Raw genomic sequence first — 17,422 nt, 5'->3', positions numbered from 1 at the left:
CGTTGCACACGGATCCAATTCGGACGAATTGACAACAATTAGGATTCCGTGTATCTTCTTTTTTCCACACAGTCCCGCCCGAGGAGAGTTTCCATGACGGAATGTCCTGGATACGAGATCCACGAAGTCTTGCACCGCAGTGCGCGCGGCTCGGTAGCGCGGTGCGTCCGCACGCGCGACGGCGCCGATGTGATCGTCAAGCAGTTCCGCCTGCGCGCGGTTGCCTACGAGGAGTTTGCGATGCGCGTGCGCGAGTACGAGCTGCTGCGCCGCTTCGACCGCGACGAGATCGCGTCCGCGCTCTCGTACGAGCGTTTCCCGGATCGCCACGCGCTCATCCTTCGCGATACGGGCGGATCGTCGCTCGACCGCGAACTGCGCGCCGGACCCCTCGCTCCCGCGCGTGCCGCCGACATGGCCGCCGACATGCTGCGCGCCCTCGACGCGCTGCACTCCGAGGGCATCGTGCACCTCGACATCAATCCCTCGAACATCATCGTATCAGGCAACGGCACTCCCGCGCAGCTCGTCGATTTCGACCAGGCCGGCTTTACCGGATCCATCACCGACACCGCGTCGCGCAGGCCGCGCGACGTGTCGGCCGCCGCGTACTTCTCGCCCGAACAGACCGGGCGCACGCGCACACCCGTCGACAACCGCTCCGATCTCTATTCCTTCGGCGTCACGTTGTTCGAGGCACTCACCGCCACGCGACCGTTCACAAGCGACGACGCGTCGGAGTTGTTCCATCTGCACCTCGCAAAAACGCCGCCCCGTGTCACCGATCTGCGTCCGGAACTCCCCGATGCGTTGGCGGACTTCGTCGCGCGACTCCTCGAGAAGTCGCCGTCGGCGCGATTCCCCTCGGCCCGCGCCGCGGGCGAGGCCCTCGATCCGCTGCTGCGCGAACTCGGGAGCCGCCGCCGCGGCGTGTTTCCCGACGCGGCGCCCGCCGCCGTCGTGCCGCGTTTCCCCGACACACTCTTCGGCCGCGACGCCGTCATCACGTGGATCGAACGCGCCGCCGTGCGCAGCAGCGAGGGTGCGCGCGAGATGATACTGCTTACCGGCGAGCCGGGCATCGGCAAGACCGCGGTGCTGCACCGGAGCACGTGGGTGATGCGCGGCGAATACTCGGTGTTTGCACTCGGGCGCTTCGACGCCGGACTCGACACCGCCCCCTACTCGGGCCTGAAGCAGGCGCTGCGCGTCGTCGCGCTCGCGATACTCGGACTCGAGGAGCGGCGGCTGCGGCGTGTGCGCGCGCAGTTGCGGGCCGCCGCCGGGAGTAATGCCGCGACACTGCTGCATTTTCTGCCCGAACTCGAAACTGTGCTCGGGGCGGTGAACGACGCACCCGGGGCCGACATCGACGCGGCGCGGCGCGTGTCGCACGCGCTGCGCGCCTTCCTGCGCGTGGCCTCGGCGCACCTGCACCTCGTGCTCGCGCTCGACGATCTGCACAATGCCGACGCGGCCTCGGTCGAACTCCTCGGCGCCGTTCTCACCGACGAGGACGCGCGTCTGTTGATACTCGCGGCCTGCGACGAGGCCCGCATGGACGAGGCGCCCGGACTCTCAGCCCTCGTGCGCGCCGCCGAGGGTGGTGACACGGCGTATGTGTTTTCGAAGCAACAGCTCGGCGGACTCACCGAGCCTGCAATTCACAGTCTTCTCTGCGAAGCGCTCGGCGCGAACCCCGACGAGATCGCGCCACTTGCGCGCCTCATGCAGATTCGTACCGGCGGCAGTCCGCTCGAGATCGCGCAGCTCCTACAGACCCTGCACGCGCAGGGCGCGCTGCGTCACGACACGTCCGAAGGACGCTGGGTGTGGGACGCCGCGCGTGTGAGCGCCACGCCGTCGGGCTCGTCGGCCGCCGCGCGTATTGCGCTGCTGCCCGCGGCCTCGCGCGAACTGCTGTGGTGGTGCGCCTGCGCGGGGATGGACTGCGACGCCGCGGTGCTCGCGGTCACATTGCCCGCGCCGCTCCCGGCGGTACTGCTCGATCTTCAGCCACTGCTGCGGGCGGGACTGCTGTTGCCCGACGGCGAGGTCCGCGCAATTCTGCGCGAGGAGTATTCGTCCGCACCCGCCACGTTCCTCTCGGGCACCTACGACATGCGCTACCGCTTCGCGCACGAGAGTCTGCGGCAGTCGGTGCTGAACGCGGATCCGCAGCGCGATGTCGTGCGCGCGCGCCTGCGCATCGGACGCGCCATGCTGCGCGCCGCCGGCAGCACGCCGCGCGACGACGTGGTTTTCGACATCGCCGCGCATCTTCACGCCGCGGCGTTCCTGATTGACGACGAACAGGAGCGCCTCGGACTCGTGCGGCTTTCGCTGCGGGCCGCGCGTTTTGTGCGGCGCAATGGCGCGGCCGACGCGGCGGTGGAGCTGCTGCGCCGCGCGGAGCAGGTGGTGGAGTCCTGTCCCGGCGACGACGGCCGCGCGCTCGCGCGCGACGTGCAGCGCGAACTCGCCGAGGGCGAATATCAACTGGGCCAACTCGCGGACGCCGAGCAGCGGTATCACGGCCTGCTTGCGCGCGCCGCAGGCGACGGCGAGTACTTCGACATCGTCTCGCGCCTGATCCTGTTATGCACCTCGGCTGGCCGTTACGGCGACGCGATCGATCTCGCCGCGCGCGGCCTCGCGCGCCTGGGTGCGGAGATCCCGACGGCCGTCTCGGAACGCGCCGCGTTTATGACTCTACGCGCGCGCCTGCCCGAGCTGATGCGCACCGACATCGAAGGGCTCGTGCACCTGCCCGACGTGCGTGACGAAAACAAACGCCATGTCACCACGCTGCTTGAACACGCGGGAGCGGCGGCGCTGCTGACGCGCCCGCCCCTATACGCGCTCATGTGTCTCGAGATCGCGTCCATCTCGATGCAGCACGGCAACACCGCCGCGTCGAGCTACGGGTACAGCGGACTCGCGGCCCTGTACGGTGCGATGGATCAGGCGGGCAGCGTGCCCCTCGAACTCGCCGAGGCCGGTATCGCGGTCGCGCGGAGATTCGCCGACGTCGCCGCCGAAAGCCGCAGTCTGATGATGTCGGGCGGCTTCGTCCACCACTGGTTCAAACCCGCCGCCGGCGCGCAGCCGCTGCTCGAGACGAGCCACCGGCTCGCGATGGAAAGCGGCAACAGGGTGTTCGCGGGATACAGCGTCCTGCTCCTGACCTACTCGCAGTTCTTCACGGGCCTGAAGCTCGAGGAACTCCTGCGGCAGTGCGAACGGCATGCCGACATCCTCGAGCAGTGCGGCGAGACGCGCGGACTGCTCACGATGCGCTACCTGCGGCAGATCGTTGTTTCACTGTTGGGGCGTACGTCGGGCCCCGGCATTTTGGACGACGACACGTTCGACACGTTTGTGGTGGAAGCGGCGATGCAATCCGCCGCCACACGACTGCCGTATCTCGTCGCGAGCGTGAACCGCATGCGGCATTTCTGCGTGCTCGGACGATTCGAGGATGTCTCCGCTTTGGCCGATACCATCGCACCGCTTCTGCCGCTGGCAAGCGGCATGATCGTCATCGCCGAGTATCATTTCTACCGCGGCCTCGCAGCGGCCGTGTTGTTGCAGGACCAGGGCGAATCCGCCGCGGCCGCGCGGCTGCGCACCGTGGTCCTGCGTTCACTCCGCCGTCTTGAGGGATGGATGCGGCGGTGTCCCGCGAATTTCGAGGACAAGTGGACGCTGATCACGGCAGAATTGGCCGCGGCTGCGGGCGACACGCAGGCGCAGGCCCTGTACGACCGTGCCGTCAACGCGGCGCGGAATGCGGGCTTCCTGCACATGGAAGCGCTCGCCTGCGAAAGGGCGGCACGGCACGCCATCGAACGCGGCGACGAGGAACGCGCGCACGGCCTGCTGCTCGAGGCCGTCGGCGCGTACGAGGCGTGGGGCGCGCTGCCCAAGGCCGCCGAGTTGCGCGCGCGTGAGGAGCGCCGCATCGCGTCGGCGGTCGATTCTGGTCGCGCGTCCCGCGAGGGCCGACCTACAACGATGGTGAATCTCGACACCGAGTCGCTGTTGCAGGCGGTGCAGGCGATATCGAGCGAAATCATGCTTCCCGAATTGATGCGCACGCTGATGCGCATCGTGCTCCGGCATGCGGGGGCCGAACGTGGCGCGCTCCTGAGTGAACGACAGGGCGACTGGCGCATCGATGCCGAGGCCACCATCAACAGCGACACGGTGCGGCTCGTGCAGGGTGCGCCGCTTTCGACGGAGAGCGGCATCCTGGCGTCGGTCGTGCGGTCGGTTGCGCGCACCGGCGAGGTGCTGGTGCTGCAAGGTCCCGCGCTCGATCCCTACCGCCACGATCCGGCCTACATCGGCTGCCGGCCGCGGTCGGTGCTCTGCCTCCCGCTGCGCGCACGCGGCGCGCTGCTTGGCATCCTGTACCTCGATCATTGCGGTACGGAGGACGTGTTCCCCGACGACATACTCGCGCCGCTGCGCCTGCTCACGCAGCAGATAGCGATCTCCCTGCACAACGCGCAACTGTACCGCCGTCTCGAGGACGCGCTCGATATCGCGCGTGACGCCGAGCAGGCCCGGCGCGACGCCGAGGCGCACAGAAGAATTTCGGAGGTGGAACAGCAGAAGAACCGCGAGATACAGGTCGCCTACGACGAGCTGCAGATGCGGCAGCAGCAGTTGATTCACGCCGAGAAAATGGCTTCGCTCGGAGAACTGACCGCCGGCGTCGCGCACGAGATTCAGAATCCGATGAACTTCATGATCACCTTCGCCGACGTGTCGCGCGAACTGCTCGGCGATCTCTCCATGCTGCTGCAGAATCCGGCCGTCCACCTCGGCGCCGCCTCCGACGATGTCCGCGCCATACTCGCGGATCTCGACGAGAACAACGCGCATATTCGCAATCACGGACAGCGTGTGGCGTCGATTGTCCGCGGCATGGAATTGCACGCGCGTAAAACCAGCGGCGCCCGCGAGGATGTGCCACTGCGCGGCCTGCTCGAGGATGCCGTGCAACTGGCAGTACACGGCCAGCTCGCCGACACCGATGCGGCGGCCGTCGAGGTGGAAAGGAAGCTGCCGCCGGCGGACCTGATCGTGCACGCGGATGCGCAGGGCCTCGTGCGCGTGTTCCTCAATCTTCTGCAGAACGCCTTTCACGCTGCGAAGACGCGGCATCAGCGCGACGGCACAGCCCCGTGCGTGGCCGTGAGCGCGCAGCGCACGCCTGCAGGAGTCGAAATAACCATCGACGACTCGGGCGGAGGTGTGCCCGCCGAGCTTCGCGAAAAGGTGTTCCAGCCCTTCTTCACCACAAAACCCTCAGGGACGGGCACAGGGCTGGGCTTGTCCCTGAGTTACGAAATCGTGGTGAAGGGCCACCGCGGCGCGCTGCGTGTGGAGGATGGTCCGCTCGGCGGCGCGCGTTTTGTGGTCGTGCTTCCCGCCGAATAGGGCAGGGCGGAGCGGATTGCAAAATCCTCGCCGCGTCGGTATCTTGAAGGATTGCCTACTTACGGTATGTCCGACGTGAACGACCAGCCCCAGCAGACAGCGACAGATCGCCCCACTTGCGACATTTCCATTGTCGTTCCTCTCTATAATGAGGTCGAGTCGCTGCCCGAACTCGCATCACGCATCAGCGATGTGCTCGCGCGCATTACCGAGGCATGGGAGGTCTGGTTCATCGACGACGGCAGCACAGACGGGTCCTCCGACACCATCGCCGGCCTCCATGCGCGCGACGCCCGCTACAAGCTGGTACGCTTCAGGCGGAATTACGGGAAGTCGGCCGCCCTCGCCGTGGGTTTCGAACGCGCGCGCGGCGCGTATGTGATCACGATGGACGCGGATCTGCAGGACGATCCCGAGGAAATCCCGAATCTCATCGCCAAGATCGACGAGGGATTCGACATGGTGTCGGGCTGGAAAAAGAAACGCTACGATCCCATCTCGAAGACCATTCCGTCGAAATTTTTCAACTTCGTCACCGGCAGAATCTCGGGCATCGACATACACGATTTCAACTGCGGTCTGAAGGCGTACCGCTTCGACGTGATCAAAAGCGTCGAGGTATATGGCGAAATGCACCGCTACATTCCCGTGCTCGCAAAGATGGCCGGCTTCACGGTCGACGAAATCCCGGTCCTCCATCACGCGCGGAAATACGGGAAGACCAAGTTCGGCCTGAGTCGCTTCTTCAAGGGTTTTCTGGATCTGCTCAGCGTGATGTTCACCTCGCGCTACACGCAGCGGCCTCTGCACGTGTTCGGCACGATCGGATCGATCCTGCTTGTGCTCGGCATCGTGATCAACGCCTGGCTCACCGTCGAGTGGCTGCTCGGCATGCCCATCAGCAACCGGCCGCTTCTTTTCCTCGGCATCCTGCTCATGCTGGTCGGCATTCAGCTCATCTCCACCGGACTGCTCGCCGAGATGATCGCAAAACGCGAGCAGCGCACCAGCGATTATCTCATCAAGGACGCGCTCGGCTGAGACGCCGCACGCCGACCCCAAACAGAACGCCATGCAGGACCTGGGCTACAAATCCGACTGCCGCTACTTCCGCGGCGACATCCCGTGCGCGCCGCACAAGAGCGGCGGTTATCATTGCGACTCCTGCCCCTACTACGAGCAGACCGACCGCAACATCCTGATCATCAAGCTCGGCGCGGTGGGCGACGTGATCCGCACCACGCCGCTGCTGCGCAAGCTCCGCACGCTGTATCCGCACGCGCGCGTGTGGTGGATGACACACACGCCCGACGTGCTCCCGCCCATGGTCGACGTGAAGATGCGTTTCGACATGGCGAGTGTCATTTCGGTGATGGCCGTCAATTTCGACCTCCTCATCAATCTCGACAAGGATCGCGAGGCCTGCGCGCTTGCCGACCGCATCGAGGCGAGTGTCAAGCGCGGCTTTGTGCTGCGCAACGGCATCTGCGCGCCCACCGACGAATACGCGCGACATAAATTCCTCACGGGAATTTTCGACGACCTCAACAAGCTCAACACCAAACACTACGTGCAGGAGATCTTCGAGATCTGCGGCTACCTGTGGGAAGGCGAGGAGTACATCCTCGAAGCCGACAGCGGACACCCGTTTGGTCTCGACCGGTCGCGCCCCGTGGTCGGACTCAACACCGGCTGCGGCGGACGATGGACGAGCCGCCTCTGGCCCGACGAATACTGGGTGCAGCTCGCGACCGCACTTCGCGCCGCAGGATGCACACCGCTCTTCCTCGGCGGCGAGCAGGAGCACGAAAAAAACACGCGCCTCGCGGCGGCCTCGGGCGGCGAATACCTCGGACATTTTCCGCTGCGCACCTTCATCGGCCTGATGAACGAGTGCGACGTGGTGGTGACCGCCGTCACCATGGCGATGCACATCGCGATAGGACTCCGGAAAAAACTGGTGCTGTTCAACAACATATTTAATCCGCGCGAGTTCGAGTTGTACGGCCGCGGCGAAATACTGGCTCCGGCGAAGGAATGCACCTGCTTCTTCCGTCCCACCTGCGTGAACAACGAATACCGCTGCATGGAGCACCTCGCCCCTGAAACCGTGCTCGCTGCCGTGCAGCGCTGCCTGCCGGCGCACGTCGGCTGATTTCCCAACTCCATGAGCGACACTGCAGGACGCCTGCGCATCGTTCTTGTCGGCACCGCGTATCCGCTCCGGGGCGGTATCGCGCATTACGTCGGACTCCTCTGGAAGTACCTCTCGCGGAAACACGACGTGTCCATCGTCACCTTCTCGCGGCAGTACCCGAAAATTCTGTTCCCGGGCAAGACGCAGGACGAGAGCGGCGACGCGGGCATCCCCGTCGAGAGCGCGCAGTGGATCGATTCGATCAATCCGTGGACTTGGATACGCACGGGTTTCCGCATCCGCGCGCAACATCCGGACCTGCTCGTCTTCAAATTCTGGATGCCGTTTTTTGCGCCCTCGTACGGCGTGATCGCCGCAATCGCGCGTTTCCGGCGTCCGGATACACAGGCCGTGTTTATCTGCGATAATGTGATCCCGCATGAAAAGCGCCCGGGCGACAAACTGCTGACGCAGTTCGCCTTCCGATTCATCGACGGATACGTCGTGCAGTCGCGCGCCGTCGAGCGCGACCTGCGGCTCTGGAAAAAGGATCCGCTGCTGGCCTATCTCCCGCATCCCGTGTACGAGATCTTCGGCGAGGAACTCGCGCGCGACGAGGCCCGCGCGCGGCTCAACGCGCTGTTCCCGTCGATGGCGCTGCGTCCCGACGAGCGGCTGCTGCTCTTCTTCGGCTACGTGCGCGACTACAAGGGGCTCGACGTGCTGCTCGACGCTATGCCCGAGATACGCCGCCGCACCGGCGCGCGCCTGTTGGTGGTGGGCGAGTTCTACAACAACGAGGCTGCCTTCCGCGATCAGGCGCGGCGACTCGGCCTCGACGACTGCGTGTACTTCCACGCCGAGTATGTGCCGAACGAACAGGTCGGGCTCTACTTCTCGGCCTCCGATGTGTTGACACTGCCGTACAAGACCGCGACACAAAGCGGCATCATTCAGATCGCGTACAACTTCCACCGTCCGGTGATAGCGACCGACGTGGGCGGACTCGGTGAGGTGATTGTGGACGGGAAGACGGGCGCCATGGTGCCGCACCTGGATCCGTCCGCCATCGCGGAGGCCGTGTCGCGCTTCTACGACGAGGCGCTCTTCGACACGTGGCGTTCGGGTGTGATCGACGAAAAGAAAAAATACTCGTGGGACTTCATGGCCGACGGCATCGTGACACTGTATCACGCGTGCCTCGATCGCGGCGGGCGCGGCGCCCGCGCGCAGTAGCAGCGCCGGCGGACCCCGGGAAGCAAGGATCAAACGATGGCAAAGACCAAATCACTGCGGAAACAGAGCGTCCGGCCGGCCGCGCCCGTGCAGGCGCAGTCCTTCGACCTCGACGAGCTCGTCGGAAAATACATGTGGGTGATTGTGCCCCTGCTTGTCCTCCTCTACTGGTGGTTCAGCAGCGGATCGACCGGATTTTATCAGGACGACGAGATCGGCCACTATCGCAACATCCGGCAGTTCTGGGGTGATCCGTTCAGCATCATGGGCAATCAACCCAAACCCGGCTGGAAAATTCTTTTGGTTGTCCCCGGCCTCTTCGGCTTCACGGGTGTGGTATTGGCGCACTGCCTCATATCGGCCCTCACCGTGCTGGCCACGTATCATTTGGGCCGCACCCTGAAAATCCGCAACTCGTCGGTCGCCGCCTTGCTGCTTGCCGCGCAGCCGTTGTTCCTGCAGATCTCGTTCCGGAGTTATTCCGAAATAACTGCCGGCCTCTTCGCCGTGCTGATGGTTCTATTCTATTACCGCAAGCAGTACGTGCTCGCGGCCCTCACCTCGTCGTACATCTTCTCGATACGACAGGAGTTTGCCCTCATCAGCATCGGTCTCGGGATCATTTTCCTCGTGCGGAAGCAGTGGGTGCCATTCCTGCTCCTCGCATGGACGCCGCTGGTGCTGGCGTTGATCGGCTGGGGTGCCACCGGCAACGCCATGTGGCTGATCGACGACATGCGCCGTATTGGCCTCAATGTCGAGGTGCCGCACAAACCCTTCTGGCATTATTTTGAAACGTACATTTTCATGGTCGGACCCGTCACACTGGCCCTGCTGATCGTGGGGTACTGGTCCTTCCTCGCTGCGCCCGCGCGCTGGAAAGAGGCCGTCACAGAACATGGCTTCCTCTTTTTTGTGTTCACGCTGATGTGGGCCTGGTCGGTGTTTTCGGCATGGGACGTGCCCAACTTCGGCGCGAATCCCGGGCATTGGCGCTACATGCTGTCGATAGCGCCCCTCGCGGCCGTGTATGCGGGGAAGGGGCTGGGGCTGATGATGGATCCCGCACGCCGCGGCTGGGCCTGGGGCGGACTCGCCATCGCAACCTTCTCCACACTCGTCTTCTTCTCGAAAGAATCAAACGGCCTCACGCTCACCGACACCGCCGAATACTCGAAGCTGCTTGTCACCTTCGGCGTGGTGATCCTCTTTGCGCTTTTTGCGGGGATGCGCCTGCTGAACGGCGCCTCCTTCGCCACGCTGTTGCTCGTACTGTCGGTGGGTTACACCCTGTATGCCGAAAAGCCCCGCCTCCTCGACACCGAGGCGCAGACGATGAAGGATCTCGCGGCGTGGTACACCGCGCAGCCGCCGGACGTCCAGAACAAGGCGCTGTACTGCAATCACGTCCTCTTCCGCTACTTCGCCGACATCGACATCAACGACAAGGCGCGCGACCATTCCATGCAGATTGCCACCCTCGAGAAGGCGCCCCCGGGAGCGATCGTGATTTGGGACAGCCACTACGGCAACAGTCAGTTCGGGGGCGACGTCCCGTACGAGTTCTTCCAGAACAATCCCGCCTACGAGATGATACATCAGGCGATTTCGGCCGACAGGCGATTCGGGGCACTGGTGTTCAAGAAGAAGTAATCCGGGCAACCGGTTGCGCCCGGTCGAGGCAGATTGATTCCGCTTTCGGCGGGAGATTCTGCTACAATAATATCGACAGAAACGGTGTGTGAAGCATGCCGCGGGACGGGTACGGTTCCGGGACTGGCGGCGATCTTGAGAACTCACTTGAGCCCGTTTCTGTATGTGATGGTACGGCATGCTTTTCCGGCGAATAATTCTTTTGCAGAATCTGCGGTCAATCACAACGGATCCGTTGATTTTGTGCGAATGAAGTGCTAGGTTTCCTACAATGGAGTACCCCTGTTCCCTTGAAGGATGGGGATCAGCATGTCGTTACACACTGAAACAGGACGGAACCCCCGGTGAAGAAAACAGAACTGCCACGCGCTCGAGAATCCGCCGCACGATTCGGCAGGTACTCGCGCGCGGCTTTCCTGCCTTTGGTGGCGCTGTTATGCGCCGCGATGTACATCGGCTGTTCCTCGTCGAAAGTGACGGAGACAGCCCGCGTGTCCCAGGACACCTCGGCCACTTCCACCGCCGTTGCGAACGCGCAGCCCGATCCCTCACTTCCGAAACCGCCGGTGGATCTCGACAGTCTCCCGACGGCTCCGGATGTGAACCTGGCCGACACCGAACCCCTGCTCGACCGCGCCCGTCTGCACCTCGTGCTCGCCTCGAAGGCCCTCGAGAATCTCGACACCGTGATGGCGGTGGGCGAGTGCAACCTCGCCTTCGACAAGCTGAACGGCGCGAGTTTCCTGCCCGGACTCGAGAACGACAGCGGTTTCGCCGAACTGAGCCGCGCGCTGCTCGGCATGTACAAGCGCTGCGCCACGACGATTACCCAGCAGGGTCTCGACGTGCCGATGGCCGCCCTCGAATTCATCCAGCGTTCGGAAGCGGCGAGCGACACCCTCGATGTCGCCACGGTCGGTTTCCGCGAGCCGCCTCCCACAACGATTCCACTGCCTATTAATCCGGACGTTGAGCGCAACATTATCTTTTTCTCGACACGTATGAAGAACCACTTCGGGAAGTGGCTCGAGCGTTCGGGCAGGTATTTCCCGGTGATGCGTCCGATATTACAGGAAGAGGGCATGCCCGAGGAGATCATCTTCCTGACCATGATCGAGAGCGGCGTGAATCCGCGCGCGCGGAGCTGGGCGAAGTGTGTCGGATTGTGGCAGTTCCTCAAGTCCACCGGCGAGATGTACGGTCTGCGCGGCGACTGGTACAGCGACGACCGGCGCAATCCCGAGAAGGCCACACGCGCCGCGGCCCGGCACCTGCGCGACCTCTACAACCGGTACAAGGACTGGCATCTGGCGCTCGCCGCGTACAACGCCGGCACGGGGCGCATCGACCGCGCGCTGCAGCGTTCGCGTGTCGCGCAGCCGAATTATTGGGACATCCAGGAGTTCCTGCCCCTGGAGACGCAGAACTACGTCCCGCGCTATGTTGCGGCAGCAATCATCGCGCTGAATCCGGCGTCGTACGATTTCACCGCGCTGAAATACGACGAACCGCTCGACTACGAAGTGGTGCCGCTCGAAAAATCCTACAAGGTGGACGACCTTGCCGACGCGGCGGGACTCAGCACCGACGAGTTCCTCGACTACAATCCCTTCCTCCTGCAGCCCGTGACACCGCCCGACGAAGGCGGCTTTGAAATCCGTGTGCCGAAGGGCCGCGCGCAGACCTTCGCCTCGAACATCGTCACGCATTCGCCCGTGAAGGCGATAGAGATGGATTATCACACCGTGCGCCGCGGCGAGACGGTGGCCAAGGTCGCGAAGATGTACGGCCTGACAGTTGCGCAGGTGCGGCAGGCGAACGGCATGAAACACGCGCGCCGCCTCACACCGGGCGAGCTGCTGCGTGTTCCCAAACAGTCGGCCATCGACGGAGTCGCCTCGCAGACCGCGATCGACAACCTTGCGAGCGGTTCGTCGAAGGCGGCGCAGGATCCGCTGCGCAGAACCAAGGGCAGGGAGAAACGCACGGTCACGATCGAGAAGGGCATGACACTCGGCGGCATCGCGAACCGGTATTACACCACGGTGTCGGACCTCATGATCTGGAACTCGATGGCGCCGCACGAGCCGCTGATTCCGGGCCGCGAACTTATTGTATGGACGCGTCCCGACGCGCGCGAGAAATCCGCCGAACAGCTTGCGAGCGAGGAGCAGAAGGCGCGCGAGATCGCGCTTGCCGAGGCCAAGGCGCCCGGTCGCCGCGTCGTCGCAACACCGCTCGCGCACACCGTGTCGAACAAGGCGGGCAAGGCCACGTTGCACCGCGTGGAACAGGGGCAGACCCTCTCGTCGATCGCGCGCACCTACGGCGTGTCCATCGACAATCTGCGCAAGTGGAACGAACTCCGCACCTCACGCGTCAGACCCGGAAAGGTGCTTCGTGTGTACCGCGACGTCCCGGATGCCGGCAAGCCGCCTGTTGTTGCAAGTACATCGCCCCAACCCGCAGCCGCCGCGGCAGCCGAGGCCGAGGATGATGAAGAGGATGTGCGCACAGGTGCGGCCGTTGAGGAAGAAGATGAAGTGCTCGTCGAGGCAAGTGTGGAAAAGGGCGAATCCGACGACACACACACCGTGGCGAAGGGCGAGACGCTATGGTCCATCGCCCAGGCGCACGGCGCGACGCTCGAACTCGTGAAGAAGTGGAACGGATTACACTCGGACGCGGTGCAGGCCGGACAGACACTGCGCGTGAAAGCACCGGCCTCATCCGGCGCGGCTTCGGTTGCAGGCGCTGTCGACGCGGTGTTCTCGTCGAACGCACAGCCGAAGGTCACACACGAACGGCCGAAGTCGTATGTCGTGCGGAAAGGCGACAATCTCTGGGGCATCGCGCGGCAGTTCGGTCTGAGCGTCGAGCAGTTGACGTTGTGGAACAACATCCGCGATCTGCAGGTACAGACGGGGCAGGAACTGCGGCTTCAGGCGCCGCTGCCGGCGGCGAAGGAGCTAGGATCGAAGGAGCTAGGATCGAAGGAGCTAGGATCGAAGGAGGTAGGATCGAAGGAGGTAGGATCGAAGGATCTAGGAACGAAGGAGGTAGGAACGAAGGAGGTAGGATCGAAGGAGCTGGGATCGAAGGAGCTGGGAGCGAAGGAGGTAGGAACGAAGGACGGGAAGGTGAAGGGTGCGAATATCCACGAGGCGGTGGTCAAGCAGCAGGGGACAAAGGTGTCCGAAACACCGTCGGTGGCTGTGACGAAAACCGACGTTGCAACGCAGGACGCGTCCGTCACGACCTACACCGTCGGCAAGGGCGACAATCTCTGGAGCATCGCAAAAAAATTCGGACGGAGTTGCGACGAGATCCGCGAGTGGAACAATCTGAAGCGGGAAACGATTCGTGTCGGCCAGGCCCTGCGTGTTGCACCGCCCGCCCCGCAAGCCGAGCAGACCCACGCCGCCGCCGCCCCTCGTGTCTCCGCGCGCACCTACGTCGTGAAGGAAGGTGACACACTCTACAGCATCGCCCGCCGCCTCGGCGTCACTGTGTCCGATCTCGAGCAGTGGAACAAACTCATCGACACCATCCGTCCCGGCCAGGAGTTGACCTACCAGGCGCAGTAGGTGGGACGGGGGACGAGGGACTGGGGACGGGGGACGAGGGACTGGGGACGAGGGACTGGGGACGGGGGACGAGGGACTGGGGACGAGGGACTGGGGACGAGGGAGTATTGATAGCGGGACAGCGGTTTTGTGTCACGCCGAGCCTGTCGAGGCGCGACGGTGGTCAGTCGGACGTTCAGACGATTAGACGATCAGACGATTAGACGATCAGACGATTAGACGATCAGACGATTAGACGATCAGACGATTAGACGATCAGACGATTAGACGATCAGACGATTAGACGATCAGACGATTAGACGACACGCCGATCCGATTCTCCCCGCGCTCCATTCGGCGTGTCCGCAACCCGCAAATCAAATCGGATAAGGGCGACCGGCAGGTCGCCCGTGACGCCCCGGGACCCCAACGCCGCTGGTCGCAACTGTGCTAGAGGTGTGTCGCGGCGTGCCGCGTGTCGGGCGACCGCCGGTCGCCCCTGCGGATGTAATCCGCGCGTAGCGCACACACCGAATACAACGCGGAGGGAATCGGATCGACGTGTCGTTTATTCGTCTACCGATCTACCATCTACCACCTACGGATCTACCAACTACCACCTACCGATCAACGCGATTCCCGCACGTGTGTCGGGCGACCGCCGGTCGCCCCTGCGGATGTGATCCGTGAGTAGCGCACACACTGAATACAACGCGAAGTGAATCGGATCGGCGTGTCGTTTATTCATCTACCATCTGCCACCTACCTCCTACCGATCTACCACCTACCGATCTACGCCAACGACACCACCCAAGCCAGACTAGTCACCCTCCCGGAACGGGAGCGGGCCGGGGTGAGGGTGATCCGAGAAGTAACATGACGCATTACTAGTGCCCCCTCCAGCTCACAGCGACTTACGTGCGGACGCACAATTTCCTTGACTATTCGAGTAGCACTCCATAAATTGATATTGTTGTCCTTTATACTACGTACCTGTGCTTCGCAGTGCCGCATCATTTCCTTTGGAGGGATCATGATCCGCTTTAAAACTGCTTGTCTTATTACCGTTCTGTTTACGACTCTCGCGGGGGGGGGGGGCAGTAGCCCATCCCACCGAATGTATCATTGGGAGTGATATTCAAAGCGGGGTCGTCATGTCCAACGAAGTACGGGGGTAATCATGCGGATTGACGAGATCCTCAGCGGCACGTACACCGACCTTCAACGTCGTCAAGCCCTACTGGTCCGCAACGGCTACCGGCGTGTGTTGCCCCGTGAGCTGGTGCAGAAACGGAGCGCACGCTCGACGGGCGACCTCCCCGCGCCGGTGGATCCACTCGACCTGCGTGTGTATCCGAATCCCTTCAACCCGGTGACAACGATACGTTTCCGGCTGCCCGATGCCGAGAATGTGCGCGTACAGGTGTTTACACTGCAGGGACGTGAAATTGCACGGCTGTTGGACGAGTGGCGCACTGCAGGCATGCATTCGCTGAATTTCGAGGCGGGACCGTCGTTACCGAACGGTGTATATCTCGTAACAGTGAAGGCGGGTGCACATCGGTCGATGAAACGCGTGACGGTGCTGCGATGATGAACGCGCTGCCTATTGGCCTTCATCACAGAGACGCGAAGGAGAATACCATGCATACCTATAGAATTTTCTATATCATTGTGTTGACAATTGGATTGGGCATGCCATTCGGCTTGACTTATGCACAGTCTGAACTTAAAACACTACTCGAGTGTACAGGAGAAGATTGGCCTACGGGATTGGGCTGGAGCGTCGTGGCGCTCGACGATGTCAATGGAGATGGTTGGCCGGATTTTGGGGTGAATGCGGCGGATAAAAACGAACTGCGTGTGTATTTCGGTGGTCCTGGTATCCTTGATTGCACAGCGGATGTAATCATTCCAGGTGGTCGTAATGCCGTCTATGCAGATATCAACGGAGATGGGCATCGTGATCTTGTTACGGTACTTCTCACAAACCGTATCATAGATTCTGTTCTTGACAAGCGGAGATGGATAAATGTCGTATATGGACGCGCGCCATGCCTGTTTTGTGGTGACAGTATTAAACTTCTGTCATACCCGCAACGTGCCACTTCGACCTTCGGGGCCTCATTTGTTGCCGGCGATATAAACAACGATGGGGCAATGGATCTCTTCGTGTGCGATTATCAGGGCAGGGGGGATGAATCCGTTGGTGACGGCTGTGTATATATTTACATGGGCGCGGACACGTTCCCCAAGGTCCCAGACGTGTTATTGATACCAAGCAAGCAACCGAATCAAATTGCCTATGGATATATCACATCCGTTGGTGATGTGAACGATGATGGATATGCAGACCTGGCTATTGGTCAACGTCATGTCAACTCAAGTTCATCGTCACCCCAGAATTGGTATTTACTCAATCTCCATTATGGATCTGCTGGTATGGCACTTTCGGCTGACCGACCAGATGTACTTTTGGATTCTAGATTCGTCGGCAGTCGAGACAGTTCCGAAACGTACCTCGAACAGGCAAGCATTCTGGATATGAATAATGATTCCATCCTGGACATTTTCTACGCGGAAACAGATGGGTACATCCATTACGGTTCTGGTGCAGGAATAGCACCGGTTCCTTCGAAGATGCTCTCCAGGGCATCCTGGCCCGATCTCGCCTCCGATGCGTATAGTATTGGCGACCTAAACAACGACACCTACAGCGACTTTGCGGTCCGCGCCGCCACGATTGCCGTCTTTATGACATATTGGCCTGGAAGGAGTTTCGGAATAAACAATAGGGAGTTCGGTAAAAGCTGGTCACCTGGATACGAACAGTATTACGGAAGCCGCGCCACAGGCAATCGACTCGCAGCACTCGGTGACGTGAACGGCGACGGATTCGATGACGTTATTGTTTCAGTTCCATTTAATGGGACGGGCCCTCGCCGCGGCTTCTTCCATGTTCTCGGCGGCAACAAGGATTTGAAGGTGGAGGAACAAGGCCCGCCAGTATCACCCACGGGAATAACCATTAGTCCCGTCTGGCCGAACCCCACCCATGGTTCCAGCACGGCCTTGGTCACACTTCCTGCGCCGAGTACCGTCCGCGTGAGCGTGCACGACCTGCTCGGCCGCGAGCTGCGGACGCTGCGGACGGGACAACTTGCCGCGGGCACACATGCACTGGGCTGGGACGCGTGTGATGCATCGGGACACCCGGTTGCGGCAGGAACCTACCTGTTTACAGTGCAGAGCAACACCGGCACCGTCACCACCACCATACTCGTCACACGCTGACAGGAGGTCCTTCATGAAAGCACTCATGTGTGGCCTCGTCCTACTTCTAGCGTATTCTGTCGTTCGTGCACAACCGGCCGCTACG

8 protein-coding genes are annotated in these 17,422 nt (G+C 62.3%); all 8 read left to right on the top strand.

Annotated features, from left to right (window positions below):
* Positions 1 to 93: 93 nt before the first annotated feature.
* The 8 genes from HY962_02225 (at position 94) to HY962_02190 (ending at position 17,337) form a co-directional block, all read left to right on the top strand.
* Positions 94 to 5,451, top strand: coding sequence for an AAA family ATPase (locus HY962_02225; GenBank protein ID MBI5645721.1), 5,358 nt, complete (start codon positions 94 to 96; stop codon positions 5,449 to 5,451).
* 66 nt (positions 5,452 to 5,517) lie between these two features.
* Positions 5,518 to 6,492, top strand: coding sequence for a glycosyltransferase family 2 protein (locus HY962_02220; protein ID MBI5645720.1), 975 nt, complete (start codon positions 5,518 to 5,520; stop codon positions 6,490 to 6,492).
* Between the two features lie 31 nt (positions 6,493 to 6,523).
* The gene (locus HY962_02215; GenBank protein ID MBI5645719.1) at positions 6,524 to 7,606 is read left to right on the top strand and encodes a glycosyltransferase family 9 protein; all 1,083 of its coding nucleotides are present in this window, start codon (positions 6,524 to 6,526) and stop codon (positions 7,604 to 7,606) included.
* Positions 7,607 to 7,618: 12 nt separating this feature from the next.
* A complete protein-coding gene (locus HY962_02210; protein ID MBI5645718.1) occupies positions 7,619 to 8,824 on the top strand; it encodes a glycosyltransferase in 1,206 nt (401 codons plus the stop codon).
* Between the two features lie 36 nt (positions 8,825 to 8,860).
* Entirely contained in the window at positions 8,861 to 10,477 is a 1,617-nt protein-coding gene (locus tag HY962_02205; protein MBI5645717.1) for a hypothetical protein, read from the top strand.
* Between the two features lie 344 nt (positions 10,478 to 10,821).
* Complete coding sequence (locus HY962_02200) at positions 10,822 to 14,064, top strand: LysM peptidoglycan-binding domain-containing protein (protein MBI5645716.1); 3,243 nt, start codon at positions 10,822 to 10,824, stop codon at positions 14,062 to 14,064.
* Between the two features lie 1,159 nt (positions 14,065 to 15,223).
* On the top strand, positions 15,224 to 15,637 hold the full coding sequence (locus HY962_02195; protein ID MBI5645715.1) for a T9SS type A sorting domain-containing protein: 414 nt from the start codon (positions 15,224 to 15,226) through the stop codon (positions 15,635 to 15,637).
* Between the two features lie 50 nt (positions 15,638 to 15,687).
* A complete protein-coding gene (locus tag HY962_02190) occupies positions 15,688 to 17,337 on the top strand; it encodes an FG-GAP repeat protein (protein ID MBI5645714.1) in 1,650 nt (549 codons plus the stop codon).
* The last annotated feature ends 85 nt before the right edge of the window (positions 17,338 to 17,422 follow it).

Source organism: Ignavibacteriota bacterium, assembly GCA_016218045.1.
Lineage (GTDB): Bacteria > Bacteroidota > Ignavibacteria > SZUA-365 > SZUA-365 > JACRFB01.
This window is presented reverse-complemented; position numbering and strand designations above follow the sequence as displayed.